The following is a 17060-nucleotide window of genomic DNA, read 5'->3' as shown; positions in this document are numbered from 1 at the left end:
ATTATAGATGAATAATATATTGCTAAAGCCATTTGATACAAAGTACGAGAGTGTGCCATTTGAGCAGATTAAGAATGAAGATTACAAACCTGCAATATTGGAGGGCATTGAAAATGCAAAGAAAGAAATTGATGCTATTGTAGACAACAGCGAAGCCCCGACGTTTGAAAACACACTGGAAGCATTGGAACATGTGGGCAAACAGCTGAACAGAGTAACAGAGGCTTTCTTCAATATTACTTCTGCAGAAACCAATGACTATCTGGAAAAAGTGCAGGAAGAAATATCACCGGTACTGGCCGAATATGGTAATGACATTACCTTGAATGAAGGTTTGTTCGAAAAAGTCAAGGCTGTTTACGAACAAACAGACAAAGAAGATTTATCTGCCGAAGCATACAGGTTATTAGATAAAACTTATAAAAGCTTCACACGCAACGGGGCTTTGCTTAATGCAACGGACAAGGAAACGCTTCGCGGTATTGATAAAGAACTGGCAGCGCTTAAAGTGAAATTCAGCCAGAATGTTTTGCAGGAAACCAATGCCTATATTTTGCACCTGACAGATGAACAGGAACTGGAAGGCATTCCCGATTCTATCAAAGCACAAGCTAAAGAAGAAGCAAGGAAACGAAAATTAGAGGGATGGGTGTTTACATTACAATACCCAAGTCTGGTGCCGTTTCTGACTTATGCAAAAAACAGGGAGCGCAGGAAGGAATTATATCTCGCAAATGGCAAAAAAGCTTTTAAAGCAAATGAATTCAACAACGAGCAAATTATAAAATCCATTGTTCAATTACGGGATCAACGTGCAAAATTATTAGGCTTTGATACACATGCCGCTTTTGTACTGGAAGAAAGAATGGCGTCAAAACCGGATACCGTTTTTGATTTTCTATACGATTTGTTACATAAAGCGAAACCCTTTGCAGGAAAGGATATTGAGGCATTAAAACCTCTGGCAGCAAAAGATGGCATAGAAACATTGATGCCTTATGATCATGCTTATTATGCCGAAAAATTACGTGAGGAGAAATTCGACTTTTCCGAAGAAAAGCTGAAACCTTATTTCCCATTAAATCAGGTATTGCATGCTGCTTTTGATGCAGCCGGAAAGCTATACGGATTGACTTTTGAAGAACGAAAAGACATTCAAAAGTATCATGAAGAAGTTACGGTTTATGAAGTACTGGAAAATGGCAAGCATAAAGCATTGTTATATACAGACTGGCATCCGAGAGACGGTAAACGTGCCGGGGCATGGATGACTTCATTTAAAGGGCAGTACAGAAGCAATGGCATTGACCATCGTCCGCATATTTCTATTGTATGTAATTTTTCAAGGCCCAATGGTGAAGTGCCTTCCTTATTGACTTTCAATGAAGTTACAACACTGTTTCATGAGTTCGGGCATGCATTGCATGGCATGATGGCTGACACTGTTTATGAAAGCCTTAGCGGTACTAATGTGTATTGGGATTTTGTAGAATTGCCTTCTCAGTTCATGGAAAATTATTGTTACCAAAAGAACTTCCTTGCAACGTTTGCAAAACATTATAAGACAGGGGAGCTTTTACCGATGGAGCAGATTGATAAAATCGTGGCTTCTGCAAATTACATGGAAGGTTATCAAACCATGCGTCAGCTTAGTTTTGGTTTGTTGGACATGGCTTACCATACCGGAAAACTGAAACAGGATAATAGCATTGAAGGATTTGAAAAACAAATCACCAATGAAACGCAACTATACCCGACTGTAGAAGGTGTAGCTCAAAGCCCGTCATTTTCCCATATTTTCCCGGGCGGCTACTCTTCCGGATATTACAGTTACAAATGGTCTGAAGTTCTGGATGCAGATGCTTTTGCTTATTTCAAAGAAGAAGGAATTTTTAACCCTGAAATAGCAGCGAAGTTCAAAACATTATTAAGTAAAGGCGGAACAGAAGACCCGATGGATTTGTACGTAGCTTTCAGAGGCCGTAAACCAAGTGTGGATGCACTTCTGGAGCGCGCAGGCATTTCGGAATAATAAGTATAAATATCGCAGCGACTTTATGTCGCTGCGATATTTATATTACTTCATAGTGACGCCCGCATCTTTTCCTTTTTCATAGATGACATTACCTCTTCCTTTCAATTGAAAGTAAAATGCACCTTCCTTCCTTCGTATATCAATTACAAGTGGTGCTTTCTGAAGTAATTCAGCCTCTTCCAAATAAGGCATATCTATGTTTGTTGTATCATTGAAAACATAGGCTGTATCATGTTCCTGGCCTAAAGAACCGACATGCAGGAATTGCATTTCATTCAACGAGTCGGATGGAATAGTAAAAGTATCTCCTTCGTTATCAAACTTTAAGATTATATCCACCGATTGATTGTACAAAGGTGCAAAGCTTAAAAACTCCAACGGAGCAAGGTCAAAGTAATAAACATTATCGGCACGAAGTACATACAACTGAATTGTATTACGGGTATTATTTTTAATGGAGAATGGGGTCAGGGCTTTTGCCGAATCTTTTACACCTTCAACTAATAAATAAACATTTTTATCATCAAAAGGGCCGCCCGCATTGCGTTCCGGGTTAAATACAAATTCCCGGCTTCCATAATTTGTCCTGTAATAATCTCTTGCATTTTTATAACGCTGTACCTCCGATATACTTTTATCAACTACCTTATTATCCAAGAAATTATAACCCGAATCATCGGAATCGGAAAGGAATAATTTAGAGACTGCGAAAATCACAATCATAATTACATACACTATATTGACGCCGCTCTTTAACCAACCCGTAAATGTCTTCCCTTTATAGTTTTGCGCATAAGCTTCATGATTGGAACGTATTAACTGCAACAAGCTGTAATTTGCATTGGTTACATTTAAAAGTTCTTTGCTGATTTTATAACATATTTTTTTGCCGCTTTTCTGTATCCTGACAGTAAAGTTTATAATAGCGCTTACAATTTCATCTACATAGGACAAAAGGCTATCGGGCAGCTTATTAATGAAATTACTCCACGAAGTAGTGTACCATAAACGCAATTCTTTGTCTCTTGATTTATAAGACGCATCATTGAGATTTCTGAAAAAACGTACCACATCGTTCAGATACATTCTTGTATTACGCAACGCTTCTTCTTCGTCTTCTGCTTCAATAAAAAAGAGATAATCCAACCAGTCAGCAGCGGCAGCAAGGTCATTATTGTTTAGGAATGACCGCATAATACGATTATATACTACCGAAAAATATGGAGAGACAAATGAAACAAAACCGGGCATATCGCTAAGCGAATACCAGTTGCCCCCATCATGAAAATCAAACCTGTCCTCTTCTAAAAAGGCCAGTAACCCTTTGTTTTCCCAAATAATTTTATGGAATTGCAGGCGTTCTGAAAAGTCACGACGTTCCAATTCAGCCAGAATTTCCTGTTTTGTATAGCTACAGCCGTCAACAACAATAATACCGTCGGCCTGCATCGCAAACTCCGCTGTAACCAGCTTCTTTGCGCGTGAAAGATTAAATCCGCCAACGTTATCATATTCAATACCGCTAAAGTCGAAGAACCTGATAATAGATTGATACTGCATATTATCCTATTCCGGTTCCGTTGAAATCATTGGACTTCACAAATGATTCTTCATACTTGACTAAATGTGTAAGGCTGTACACATGTTGCCTGAATTCAAAGAATTTTTCCTGCTCCAATGCTTTATCCGCCATTTTAAATATGCTTTGCGCGGCATAATAATTCTTATAATCCCATTCAGGTGCGGATTTCATTTGCTGATACCTCGCAATAAGATAACTGCTTGTATTCATTAAAACATCCCAGCCAAGTTTATTTAATTGTTCGATAGCCTTAATAAGTATAGAAGGATTACGTGTTCTCAGTAATTGATTTTCACCTTGCGTCAATTGTTTGAACTTGGCTTGCAGCCTGTCTTTTTCAAAATCGCAAGTCATCAGATATTGTTCTACATACTCTTTAATATTGAAGTATTCAGAAATAAGATTCTGCAGGCGATCGTTTCCTCCAATCTTATCATAAGCTTGTGAAATACGATTTACAGCCTCTGCAATGATATATTTTTTATCCGAACGGTCTTTTTCATTCAGCTTTGCCAAATCCTTTTTATGGCTCAATAATTCCGAAAGCATTTCATTGGCGCTGGTAGCCCATACTTCATTATCATCGAAATTAAATTCCTTAATAGTTTTTCTTATCTCCTCTTCCAGATCGTTGAATTGTTCTTTCAGTCTTGCTATGCTGATTTGTTTTTCTGTAATGGAGAATACATTTTTAAACGATTGCTGTGTCATTACAAGGAAAACTTCGGTGCTCAATTCTCTATTATCCGATATTACAATCTGCATTTCAATATCAGAACCTTTCAGCAAATCCGACTTTAAGTCTTTACCTGATATTTCAATGCAGCCGATAGTAAGATTGGATAAGGGGCGGGTGAATTTATCACCTTCCAATATGTTCAATATAATTTTATCATCGCTTCCCTTCTTTACCGTTTTCGATATTTCACGGTATAATGTTTTCTTCAAGGGCAACAGGCTATTCTTCTCAAATACGAGTTCCAGCTTGGTTGTATTGTTTTCCTTATCGTCAACTTCAATGCAAATGTCTTTTGGCAACGGCTGTCCTGCAATATGGTATTGGCCTTGCGTTATTATTATTTCTTCCCTTAAAGATGAAATCTCATTTTTTTGTTCATCATAAATGGTTACAAAAAAACTGTTATTCAAATTAGGCAATAACGGCAAAAACTCTGTAAATTTTGTTTTCAGTAAAACAAAACCGGTATCAAAACCACCGTCAGCTCTTACAATCCGGTAACTGTAATTATCAAACACGCCATTGGCTTTTACCAGCAAGACCTCTTCCGTCTCCTTACTCATTTTACTGTAGGAAAAAGACAATGAAAAATCATGCAGAGGCATACTAAACGCATCATCCATATCATCAAAGTCTTTCAGCAAGTCATTTATATCTTCTCCTATCCGCAGGTCACTGTTATCTTTTGGAGTATAATATTTATTGGCGGCATAATAAGCCGCACCCACTACTACAGCTGTTGTAGGATCAACACTCATGTTTACTTTAATCCCTGTAGCATGCTCTAACCGGTTCCTGACATAAGGAATGAAAGTGCTGCCACCCACCATTATTGTCTGGCGAATCATCTCAACAGGCAAATGATTACGTTCTAAAACCTGCTTCAACATATGAACGGTTTCATCTACTCTTCTTGAAATAATATTATTGAATTGTTCCTGTGTGATGGTAATATAAAAATCATAGTGCTTGCCTTCAATATCTGTCGAAAAGTCTATATCTGCCTGAGGCAAATTACTTAGTTCCTTTTTCAGCTCTTCCGCTTTATAAAGTAATTGATAATATAGTTTTTCATAAAGGCCATATTGCGTTGTAAGCTGTGCGCCAAAATCTTCTACTCCCGTTCTGGAAACAATCTCAGGCACTATCAGTTGTTCTACAATCATCAAATCAAAATCAAGTCCGCCCAGGAAATTATTCCCTTCATGATCTACTACTTTCATTTCACCTTCGGTAATCTTCACCAATGCTATATCGAAAGTACCACCGCCCAAATCATAAACCAACCAATGTCCTTCATGGTTTTCTTCGGGCTGATGATTGAAATAAGCAAGACTCGCAGCAATTGGCTCCTGCAATAAAAAAACTTCCTCTAAACCGGCTTCTTCTCCTGCAATTTTAGTCGCATTACTTTGCATGGTATCAAAGGAAGCAGGAATTGTTATGACAGCAGATTCCGGCTTTTCGCCTGAATAAACAAACTGTTGCAATTCCTTTAAAATATAAGTGGAAAGCTGTACGGGCGTTACGTTTTCATCCATGTTAACCACATAAAATTTTTCGTCCGTTCCCATTCTTCTTTTAAACCCGCCAAAAACGTTTACAGCATCTTTAAGCATGTATTCACGGGCTTTGTCGCCCACAAGAATACGATCGTTGCGAAATGCAACAACCGATGCCAATGTTTCTTTATGTCCGATAGGATTTTTAAAGACAACTATATTGCCATTTTCATATTTGGCGATTAATGAGTTTGTCGTACCAAGATCTATACCAAAATTTACTGCCTTCATCTTTTAATTTCTATTTGCTTTCTACAATCACAATGCCTTTCTGAATCAGTGTCAGAGCACCATTTTCCTTTTGATAAATAATAGGTTTAATAACTTGTGTAATCATCATATTTTTACTTTCCCGACCAACAATATTAGCGGTACAATCGCTGCGGCTATCAGTATAACGTTCGCCCAGAGGGTTATTGCATGTATAGCCTTCTTCTTCAAAAGCGGAGAATAAACGATTAAAGTTGCGCTCAAATTTTCCGGCCAGATTATCCTGTTCCAATTTTTGCTTTATCTCAAAAACCTGATTGATGATTGCCAAGGTATGCTGCATCCTGAATTTTCTTTTTGTAAAGATATTGTAACGTATGTTGTCGGCAAATGCAATAACATCTTTATTTAATAAGTTTTGTGTTTTTTTTAATATCCACTATAGCATCATACAATTTATCCAGATCAGCTTGCGAATTATAAGCGTTAATCGAATATCGGATATAGTATTTCCCATTCAGGTTCATAACCGGAATTTCAATGTTATAATCATTTATCAATTTTGCTTTAAGCGCCAAAGGCTCGTCCGTATTCACTTCTATGCTTGCCATCTGCCCCAGAAATTCATTATTGACCGGACATAACGGTTTTGTATCCAATAAGTCACAGAAACGTTGGTAATTATCCAAAACTATTTGCTTGCATTTATCAGATTGCTCTTTCCAATTATGCTTTTCCAAAAAATCTATTACCGCCGGTGTACATAAAAAGGCAGCGACATCGCGTGTACCCTGATGTTCATGGTTTTCAAGGAATTGACTTTTGGTAGGCGCCTTGGTTTCATAGCCCCAGCTTACAACCAAAGGGTCAAGCGCATCCTGATATTTTTTATTAACATACAAAAAAGTGCTTCCTTTAGGAGCCAGCATCCATTTGTGCAAAGTACCGGTATAATAATCCGGATTCAGGTCCATTATATTTAAATCAAAATGGCCCGGAACATGCGCTCCATCAACAATAGTTATCAAACCCAGCTCTCTTGCCTTTTCTACAATCTCTTTTACCGGAAATATTAATGCCGTTGCACTTGACATCTGATTTATGAAAACCACCCTCGTCTTTTCAGAATAACCTTTCCAAAATTCCTTCAGTATCTGCTCTTTAGATTGTACAGGCAGGCTAATATTTTGCCTGACATATTTTGAACCTGTCTTTTTGCAGTAAAAATGCCAGGTCATATCCATGGCACCATATTCATGGTCTGTCGCTAAAATTTCTTCTTCGGGCTGGAGCTTTAAACTGCGCATTACCGTGTTAATAGCGACAGTCGGATTGGGTGTAAAAAAGAAATCATTCTTGTCACATCCGATATAATCAGCTAAGGCTTCTTTTGCTTTTGCTAAATAAACAGGTGTTTTCTGTAGTATAAAAGAAACAGGCTGTGTTTCAAGTTCCAGTTGCATTTGCTGAAAAGCCTCAAAAACAGGCTTTGGACAAGCTCCAAAAGAGCCATGGTTAAGATAGGTAACAGTCGGGTCTAAGAGAAAAAGGTCTTTCATTAGAATATGGATATGAGATAATAGATTTGAGATATAAGATTTTGTTCTTTCAATCGGAAGAGGCTACCCTAATCCATCTCTTCCGATGAACCGTTCCTTTCCGATTAAAAATCTGATGGCTTTTGCGACATTTTTATCAATGGCCGCCTCTGTTTTCAGATTGTGTATGTAACGCTTTATTTCTTTTTGCAAGGATGGATTAAGTTTATCAAAGACCGATTTTGCTTCTTTGTTTTCTTTCAATGCCTTCATAAGTTTAGGATGGACGGGAACAGTTCTTTCCGCATCATCATAAGCCAGCATTATTGATACTTCATCTCCTGTTTTTTTTCCTGAGCCTTGTAACATCGGCGTATTGATATACAACCTCCATGCATTGCTGTACCTTACCAATGTCTGCATAAAAGTATGTCCGTCAATGGTGCCTTTTACAGGAATAGGCCCTTTGTTTTTACCTGACTGAAGAAAAACACAGGCCAGAACATCTTCGGGAACAAATACGAAAGGATTGATGCCAATTATATCTATAACGGCTGTGAAGGTTTTCATGTGATACAAAATGAAGAAACTAAATTAAACAAAATCAGCCACCTGTATAAGTTGTTATCCTAAAAGATGCTTCAAAAGATAATTTACCAAAACTCAAAGTCATTAGGGGTTAACCCTGATATTCCGGCAAACCACCATTATGTAATGATTAAGTATCTATAAATCAAACAAAATGCTGCTATCTTTGATGCGAACCTAATTAAACAACACACACAATAATGGATTCCCAACCCGCATTGCGCATTTGCCCAAGGTGCAAAAAAGGCATGCTTGAAACCCGCGTACCCCGCTCGCCCCTCATCAAACTTATCGCTTTTTGGCTGCCCCTCAAAAGATACAAATGTTACCATTGTAACAGGAAACCTTACATAAGAGAGAAATAAATATTCTCATCGAAATTCAAAGTATTAAAGAAGATTTTGACTAATCTTCGTCATCCGCATACTTCTTCTTTTTTACAGGAATATAACCTTCTATTACTATAACGATTTCTCCTTTGGGAATATGCTTTTCATAATGGGAAGCAAGGTTTTCTAATGTATCACGACGTGTTTCTTCAAACATTTTAGTAAGCTCGCGGCTGACCGCAGCTTGTCTCGTCCCGCCAAAATAAGCTTTCATTTCAACCAGCGACTTCGCCAAACGATGCGGGGATTCGTAGAGGATAATAGTTCGTTCTTCAAGAGAAAGTTGTTCCAGTTTGGTTTTCCGGCCTTTCTTCAAAGGAAGAAAACCTTCAAAAACAAAGCTGTTGGAAGGAATGCCGCTTTGTACCAAGGCCGGCACAAAAGCGGTAGCCCCCGGCAAACATTCAACAGGAATATCGTTTTTAATACATTCCCTTAATAATAAAAATCCGGGATCAGAGATGCCGGGCGTGCCCGCATCTGTCAGTAAAGCAAGGGTTTTACCACTTTGCAAATGACCTATCATCATCTCCAGCACTTTGTGTTCGTTGTGCTGATGATAGGCGTACAAAGGTTTTTGTATATCGTAATGTTTCAGTAAAAAGCCACTCGTTCTTGTATCCTCACATAAAATGGCATCGGCCTGTTTCAGGGTTTCTAAAGCACGCAAAGTAATATCGGCCAGATTGCCTATAGGAGTGGGAACGAGATAAAGTTTCATTATTAAACTATTATATGGTTGAATGGCTGAATAGTAAAATTACCGCAGGAAATTGTTTCACCAATTTCAATGATTGCCATAAAATATATAAACCTTACAGGCTTTGAAAAAAGTGTAAGGTTTTATTACTGAATTTTAAAAACTAAACACCGGTTTCCAAAGTGGGATATCTGTATATCAGGGAGCAAATAAGATAGATTACAAATACTACGGGAACAACGGCAAAATTAAGAAAAGGCGCGCCGGCTATAAGCACAATCAACATTAATATCTGGGGCCACCATGCGGCAATACCGCTGCCGGGTGCTTTCCATTTCAGGAATTTAACTTTACTTACCATCAGGAAGCAAAGTGTTGCTATCAAAGCATATAAGAACCATCTGTTGGTAAGAATATTGGTAAAGTTGAATTTGCCCGAATACCATTCAATAAGGGGTAATGAAGCTACAATAAGGCCTGTAGCGGGAATAGGCATTCCTGAAAAATATTGTTTTTGCTGTGAGCTTGTCTGATTGAAACGGGCTAATCTGTAGGCGCCGAAACAAGCTATAAGGAAGGCGGGTGATAAAACTAAAACGGAAGTGTCTAAAGCCCCGGGCTCAGACATATAGGCTCTCCACAAGAATTTATATAAAATCATGGATGGCGCCACACCAAAGGAAACAACATCAGCCAATGAATCCAAATCTTTACCCAGGTTGGAACTGACATTTAAAGCGCGTGCAACAAAACCATCCAGAACATCCATTAAAGCAGCCAGAGCAATAAACAAACTACCCAGGTACATCTGTTCGCTTCCTAATACCGGACTAAAATCCTGATAGTTAATAGTAGTTAAAAAAGAAGGTGCATCTAAAATAAACGTAATAGCAATACAACCAAAAAACAGATTGGCAAGTGTACAAATATTGGGTAAATGTTTCATTGTGGAATGCGTTTTCTTTTTGCGCGTATTGTTTTCCGGGCAGCAAAGATAAAATTTAAAATTCGGACGAAAATAGTTTTTATTTACCGATAAACGCAATGCTTTGCCCGAAAATGCATGCTGTTATATTGTTAAGGCATACCTACATGTATTTTGCATTTGAACAGATAGTTGTATCTTTGAGTATCAAAAATAAATAAAAGATAAAAATGGATAAAAATCAGTTTTCAGGTGGTTCTTATAATAATTGGGAGCGACCTATTGAACAAAGTACGGTAAGTTTGAATGAAGGTTTTGTAGCAAAATACATTACAAAAGTTTATGGATGGATGTTTTTGGGATTGGCTTTAACTGCAGTGGTGGCATTTTTAGTGGCGAGTAATGAAGCATTCCTGATATCAATTCTTAAATTCAGAATGCTGTTATTTATCGGACAATTATTAATGGTCGGATATCTGGCGGTAAGAATCAATAAAATGAGCTCGGCGACAGCTACAGCTATTTTCCTGGGCTATGCAGCGTTGAACGGATTAACTTTTGCAGTTTTATTATTAATGTTTCCACCAGTTACTTTAATGGCCATATTTGGCATTACCGCCGGAACATTTGGTATCATGACTGCTGTCGGATATTTCACAAAACAGGATCTGACTTCATTTGGAAGAATTATGATGATGGGCCTTGTCGGAATTATCATAGCATCTGTCGTTAACATGTTTATGGGCAGTGAATCGCTGTATTGGATTATTTCCTATGTTGGTGTGGCGGTCTTTGTAGGCCTTATTGCTTATGATACTCAAAAGATTAAAGCTTATGCTTATTTAGATAGCGAAGAAGCCAGGAAAAAAGGTGCAATTATGGGTGCCCTTGCTTTATATCTTGATTTCATAAACCTGTTTATCTTTTTGTTACGCTTATTCGGCGGCAGAAGAAACTAAAAGAAAAAGCTTTTTTCAAAAAGGAAGTTTCCATAACGGAAACTTCCTTTTTGATTTCTGATGGCATTAAACATCAAAGTGAAAAAACAATCCAAATCACAATTAACCTCTTGTCAACTTTTTTTTATCGAAAAAAAATTATCTTCGTCTGAAGCCGTACCAACAGTAAATACCTGAAATGACATTATCGAATTATTTTAAATATCTGCTTTTACTTTTCATATTCATAATACCTTTTACAGCAAGCAGCCAGACTAATGTACCAACTAAAGCTCCTGAGCCAGAAAAAAAGAACTTTAAGGTCATTAGTGAAACGAAGGACAAATATGGCAATATTGTACGGAAGGTACAATATTCACAAGGTGCAACCACCGTTACAGAAACGCTTATTTTGCCGCCCTTTCCTGCATTGGGCGAACGCATTAAGGTAAATCCAGATACTTTAAATCATGATTCCATAATGGTATTTGTAGATAAAACAAATTACCTGATCGCCATTCTGTATAAAAGGAAAAGAATAAGACAATACCGCGCTGTTTTTGGGCCTGACAGATTAAAGGACAAAATGATGGAAGGCGACCGTTGCACACCTGAAGGCTGGTTCAAAATAGTAAGTAAAAAAGAGCATGGTAACTGGCAAAAGTTTTTATTGCTGGATTATCCCAATCAGGCTTCTTACACCAAATTCAATGAAAGAAAACAAGAAGGAACTATACCCCAGGGCGCGCAGATTGGCGGAGCGGTTGGCATTCATGGTACTTTTCTGAGTGGGGTAAAAATGGTAGATTGGGGCGTAGGCTGGACTGATGGCTGTATCGCATTAAAACCTGAAGATATTAATGACCTTTATCAATTTGTCTTTCCCGGCACAAGAGTCTTTGTGAGAAAGTAGTTTGTTTGCTAATTGTCATTATTTTCCTCATTCTGGCCATTTGAAAAAATCGCGCCTCAAATTGGATTACTTTTGAGGCATCGATGAATACAATAACTGACACTAAATTGCAAATCCCCAAATCAGGATTCATTCACAACCTGTTGGGCAAAGCAATTATATCCGAGTCTTTTGAAACTTTTGAAATCAGTAAAGGCATTGATTTACATTGTACGCAGGTAGTTTTAAGCCCTTCTGAAAATGAACCGGAAGAAATGGCTTATCTCAGTTTTTATCCTGTAGATGCCAATGAATATTATCTTCAATTGTCTTTTCTTCCTGAATTTGATGCACAATCTCCCGAAGGTTACAATATTACCCAACTGATTTTCAATCCTTCCTTTTTCCGGCAATGGCCTGTGCAATTGCTTTCCGGTAACCAGCCTTTTCGCTTTGACCGCACTTCGGAACAGGCATTTTCACTGAATGCTATAGGGAAAGACTTATTGGAAAAAATATTGAAAGCTGCCGAAGTAAAAACACATTTCATTAATGCACTCCGCAAACAGGAGTATGCTATTGGTTTATTAAGCCTGGCATTAGAAGGATTTCTGGTGCCTGATGAAGCAAATAAATTGCCTGCCTGCAATTTTCTAAATAATAGCACGGAACGTGACAAAGTGCTTGAAACACAAAGAATCATTCTTCAGAATCTTGAAAATCCGCTTACCATAAAAGCTTTATCAAGAGAAGTAGGCATGAATGAATGCTATCTGAAAAAAGGCTTTAAAGCTATGTTCGGAAAGACGATTCATGAATTTCAGCAATTGGAACGCATTAAACGTTCCAAAGCATTATTGTCTGAAGGTATTTATTCCATTAATGAAGTTGCCTTTATGATGGGTTATGGCAGCCCTTCGCATTTCAGCACTTCTTTCAAAAAAATAACAGGCATGAAGCCCTGCGAACTGATTAGATAAGAGCATTGTAAAATATGAAAGCCCTTATTGCTGAAATGCAATAAGGGCTTTTTCTGTTGAGGTAATATTTATTTTTTCACCAGAATCAATACCACTTTATTAAAATCGGCAGCAGCATTTACTACCTTTTTAAAAGGTTCAATTTCTGAAACAGGCAAAGAAGTAACTTTATAAAATTCGTTAATGCTAATCGTCATTTTATTGCCTTCTATTTTATAATCGGAATGAAAACCCATGTTATTATCACTCAGTGCCGCATCCATTTTTACGATTTCAGGGTTTGAGATTTTATATCCGTCAGGAATATGAATCACAATTTCACGGGTATAAATGTGAGGAAAAGCAAAGCTTATAGGTAATTTTCTTTTCTTCTCATTATACATTTCCTGCTGCGGTCCAAGTATGTCGCCCACATTGAATAACCATTTGTCTCCTGCGGTTTCCATCAATTGTTCCGCTTTAATTTCACAATGAACTTCTACCGGAATGTTATCTGTATAGTGTTCCATGCCGGTATTTTTAAAGCTGTAACTTTTAACGTCTTCTACTTTTTGAGCTATGCCGGATACGTTTTGAACAAATTCTTTCTCTTTATCTTTTGTAAGATAAACCGAAATTTCCCTGATACCGATTGCCCTGTAACCCGTAAAGCCTTCCGTTAAATTCACCGTAGGCACCATGGAATTATCAAACGTAACGTCTGCGTCGAGCGCATTAACGCTTTGTGTATAATCCAATTGCGGAATTTTCCTTACAGAAGCAAGCGCAGATGTCAGGCTTCCTACAGTTATAGTCTTGCAAAATATAGCATTGTTTTCCCTGATGGCAGAAGGTATCATCGGGTAGCGCAAAGTAGTTGCAACAGGATCCAGGTATTGCTTTGTATTGGGAAAACTAAAAACATAAATATCGGGACGCAGCCAGTTTTCAAACCTCTCATCAACCGGAAATTCAAACCGGTTGGATGAAATGCCTAACTCATGCTTAACACCTGCAATCTGAAATGCTGCAATAAATAATCTTATAATTCCCGATTCACTGCTCGTTTTCTTTTCAAGAATAAAATTCATGTTGCGATAATCTTCGCCCCCTAACTTTTCATCATACACAATATTTGTCTTGATAAAATTTTCAATAGCTATTATCTTATCTTCTTCTTTGGATTTATCGTCCAATTTCAGTGGCGCCAGAAACTTTGTAACAGCTTTTATTTCTTTTTCGGTAAAAGAATTATTGTTCTCATACATGCGCTTCGCCATATCGTTCCAGGTATATAACCTTGACTTGCTATCGCCTGTATAACTGAATTTATATTCCTCTCTTTGCAAATTGGGTGTCAGGTCGCTATAGGTTTCTTCCTCAATCGCATCCAGTTTATATTGATCCGCAGTGTAAATTCTTGTTTTGCCGATGACAGTATCTTTTGCATCAGGAAACCCATTGAAACCTTTGGCATCAAAAATCCAGAAAGCAGGAACTTCCAGTGTAAAGCTTGCATGTTCCACCGGTAATCCGAATTGCATTATTTCCGCACCGAAATTATTGAAAGAGCGTTTTTCGGTATAATACATTTCTACCACATCACCTTTTTCAATCCCTTCAAAAGCAAGATGATACTGTTCATCACCATTTTCGTTTGCTTTGGTTTTAATCTGATCATTCTTTAAATCAATAACCTTTCCGTTAGCCTTGATAGTTCTGCCTTTTATGGCTTCAATGCTTGCGCCATAAGCAGGCGATACTGTCATTTTATTAAAATATTCCACACCTTTATCATCCATTAATTTTATGATACGGTGTACGGTTCTGTACACATCTACATCATCATTTTTAGCAGGAACATATTTCACTATTCTTTTTTCCAGTAAAAAAACGGCAGATTCTTTCTTGAATGTATCGGAAACGGCTTGTACTTTCGGTACATCATCCCAATGATAATTTTGTGCAAACAGGCTATGGCCAAGGAACAGAGAGGAGGCAAATAATAAGCTCTTGAATGTAAGACTCATGAATTTTGTAATTTTCTTATAGGTTTTAGGGTAATCAATCTTGTGTCAACACAATGGATTCTTTGTAATTATTCTGAAGTGCGGAAACCATTTTATCAAAATCCTTGAATTGTTTCGGTTCTATATAAAGTGCATCCATTGTCAGTTCTTTTGAAAGTGTGACCGTCTTTCCATCCGTTTCATAACGAATGCTGTAACTACCTACACCATCAAGTTTATCCTGTTTGGGATCCGGCAAATGACTTACTTTATATCCTTTCGGGATATCAAGCACGACAATCTCTTTAGCCACTTCTTTGTAGTCTCTTTCAATAGGTGCATTCCTGTCTTCAAGATCAGTATTGTCACCAACAGAATTACGTAAAAGATTCATGTTGATATAATAATCTTTGCCTGCTTTCCGCACATATCCCGGCAATTCAAAACCGGCATTGATAACCACTTCTTTATTAGGGTTATCAAAAATATTATAATCGAAAGAAGCCTGATGGTACTTATTATTACCTCTTTGTGTAATGCGGTTGAAGGTTTCTTCTTTCTCGTTTTCGTTCTTGTATTTCAGAATGGATTTTATGCCCCAGGCATTGTAACCGCTCATCTGAATGGAAACATTACCTGTCATATTGTTATCTGAAATTTGTACATGACTGCTGTCCACAACAATACTTTTATCGCCATTGGTAACCGGGATGCGCACCGCTTCGTAATGGTCTGCATTATCAGCAATCAACGCATCTTTTCCCTGAATGGCTTCGGGAATGGCTCCATAAGGCAATATTGGGTCGGTTCCATCAAGAAATACCCATTTGTCATCTATCTTAACGGCACAAATCATGTGATTAAAAACGCCTGGAATAGGTGTGTTTTTAAAAGAATAAGGAATGGATCTTGTACCTATCCAGACGTAACGGGCATCCATACCGGCGGCTTTACACATACCTCTTAATAAACTGGCCATATCCTTACAATCACCAAACCTACGTTTGTAAACCAAACCGGCTTCACGCGGAATAAAGCCACCAAGGCTGTCTTCAAAGGCTATGTAACGGATGTTGTTCTGAACCCATTTGTAAATAACAGCTGCTTTATCCGCATCTGTTTTGGAATCTTTAGTCAGATCTGATACTTTATCTTTAATGCCCTTGTCTTCAAATCTGTTTACATTTTTCACAAAACCATAAACATATTTATTCAGCGCATCGGCATCTTTCAGCACAATTACATTTTCATCACTGCGTGGGTCTTCATAACTTTTGATATATACAAGCACATGTGGCGAATAGTAGCTATAGCTTGGCGCATCGCTGAAAAACTTTGCACGCGGCACATCTGTCGCCTTATAGGTAACGGTAACCGTTTTCTTTGATTCTTCTACTGTTTTTTTAATCCAGTTTACTTCTGTTCCTTCCAGTATGCTTGCCAAATCCATTCCTTTAGGGTAAGTAATACTGAAAGTTGCTTCCATCATCGGCATGTAATTCTGAAAATAAAATTTCGGCAGCAAATGGATTTCATTGTGCGTAATATTATACTTCAAAACTGTTTTCGCGCCTTTGGTAAGGTTTGTAAAGCTGACTTCCGTTTCTTTCCCGTCATCATAAAAAACAGACTCCGATTCTGACGGAATCGTCTTGAACATTTTGGTCTTTACAGTTTTGTAACCATCGCCGTTAGGCACTAATGTACAACCTTCTATATCCTGCACACGGTTGAAATAGCTGTGATATACAGAACCTTTATTAAAATAATTCGCTGCATTATCCTTCAGCAAAAGAATTTCACGTTCCACATCGGAATGGGCAACCAGTTCTCCTCTTTCAAATTCTATTATAAGATGTTCATCGTATTTAGTATAAACCGCCATCTCTCCCGGATATTTCTTTTCCAGTTCAGCTACACTTTGTGCATTGGAATTTGCAGCAAAAAATAAACTGCAAATTCCCACTGCTACATACTTCATTTTTTTCATGACG

General features: G+C 37.8%; 13 protein-coding genes. 4 read left to right on the top strand and 9 right to left on the bottom strand.

Annotation, left to right across the window (positions count from 1 at the left end):
• Positions 1–7: 7 nt before the first annotated feature.
• Positions 8–2032, top strand: a complete 2025-nt coding sequence (locus tag F0919_RS07665) for a M3 family metallopeptidase (protein WP_150032171.1) — start codon at positions 8–10, stop codon at positions 2030–2032.
• A 45-nt stretch (positions 2033–2077) separates the two neighbouring features.
• Here the strand turns inward: F0919_RS07665 and F0919_RS07660 are convergent, their stop codons facing one another.
• The 7 genes from F0919_RS07660 to F0919_RS07630 all read right to left on the bottom strand — a co-directional run bounded on the left by F0919_RS07660 (position 2078) and on the right by F0919_RS07630 (position 10289).
• A complete protein-coding gene (locus tag F0919_RS07660) occupies positions 2078–3595 on the bottom strand; it encodes a hypothetical protein (RefSeq protein ID WP_150032170.1) in 1518 nt (505 codons plus the stop codon).
• 1 nt (position 3596) lies between these two features.
• Positions 3597–6149 (bottom strand): Hsp70 family protein, encoded by a 2553-nt coding sequence (locus F0919_RS07655; protein ID WP_150032169.1) that lies wholly within the window; start codon positions 6147–6149, stop codon positions 3597–3599.
• Between the two features lie 10 nt (positions 6150–6159).
• Entirely contained in the window at positions 6160–6471 is a 312-nt protein-coding gene (locus F0919_RS07650; RefSeq protein WP_150032168.1) for a hypothetical protein, read from the bottom strand.
• Positions 6472–6532: 61 nt separating this feature from the next.
• A complete protein-coding gene (locus tag F0919_RS07645) occupies positions 6533–7687 on the bottom strand; it encodes an aminotransferase class V-fold PLP-dependent enzyme (protein ID WP_150032167.1) in 1155 nt (384 codons plus the stop codon).
• Between the two features lie 63 nt (positions 7688–7750).
• Positions 7751–8236, bottom strand: a complete 486-nt coding sequence (locus tag F0919_RS07640; protein WP_150032166.1) for a DUF1905 domain-containing protein — start codon at positions 8234–8236, stop codon at positions 7751–7753.
• A 423-nt stretch (positions 8237–8659) separates the two neighbouring features.
• Positions 8660–9364 carry a 16S rRNA (cytidine(1402)-2'-O)-methyltransferase gene (rsmI, locus tag F0919_RS07635; RefSeq protein WP_150032165.1) on the bottom strand — a complete coding sequence of 235 codons (705 nt, stop codon included), beginning with the start codon at positions 9362–9364 and terminating at the stop codon, positions 8660–8662.
• Positions 9365–9506: 142 nt separating this feature from the next.
• Positions 9507–10289: a CDP-alcohol phosphatidyltransferase family protein gene (locus F0919_RS07630; RefSeq protein WP_150032164.1), complete on the bottom strand. Its 783-nt coding sequence runs from the start codon at positions 10287–10289 to the stop codon at positions 9507–9509.
• A 209-nt stretch (positions 10290–10498) separates the two neighbouring features.
• On the opposite strand from F0919_RS07630, the gene F0919_RS07625 reads away from it, so the two are divergent.
• The 3 genes from F0919_RS07625 (at position 10499) to F0919_RS07615 (ending at position 13078) form a co-directional block, all read left to right on the top strand.
• Positions 10499–11227 (top strand): Bax inhibitor-1/YccA family protein, encoded by a 729-nt coding sequence (locus tag F0919_RS07625; RefSeq protein ID WP_150032163.1) that lies wholly within the window; start codon positions 10499–10501, stop codon positions 11225–11227.
• 178 nt (positions 11228–11405) lie between these two features.
• On the top strand, positions 11406–12119 hold the full coding sequence (locus tag F0919_RS07620; RefSeq protein WP_150032162.1) for a L,D-transpeptidase family protein: 714 nt from the start codon (positions 11406–11408) through the stop codon (positions 12117–12119).
• An 83-nt stretch (positions 12120–12202) separates the two neighbouring features.
• Positions 12203–13078: a helix-turn-helix domain-containing protein gene (locus tag F0919_RS07615; protein WP_150032161.1), complete on the top strand. Its 876-nt coding sequence runs from the start codon at positions 12203–12205 to the stop codon at positions 13076–13078.
• Between the two features lie 68 nt (positions 13079–13146).
• On the opposite strand, the gene F0919_RS07610 is transcribed toward F0919_RS07615, so the two are convergent.
• Positions 13147–15087 (bottom strand): DUF3857 domain-containing protein, encoded by a 1941-nt coding sequence (locus F0919_RS07610; RefSeq protein ID WP_150032160.1) that lies wholly within the window; start codon positions 15085–15087, stop codon positions 13147–13149.
• A 34-nt stretch (positions 15088–15121) separates the two neighbouring features.
• Positions 15122–17056, bottom strand: coding sequence for a transglutaminase domain-containing protein (locus F0919_RS07605; protein ID WP_150032159.1), 1935 nt, complete (start codon positions 17054–17056; stop codon positions 15122–15124).
• Positions 17057–17060: the final 4 nt, after the last annotated feature.

This window comes from Taibaiella lutea, assembly GCF_008629695.1.
Taxonomy (GTDB): Bacteria; Bacteroidota; Bacteroidia; order Chitinophagales; family Chitinophagaceae; genus Taibaiella; species Taibaiella lutea.
The sequence above is the reverse complement of the archived record's forward strand: the minus strand, read 5'-3'. Positions and strand labels throughout refer to the sequence as shown.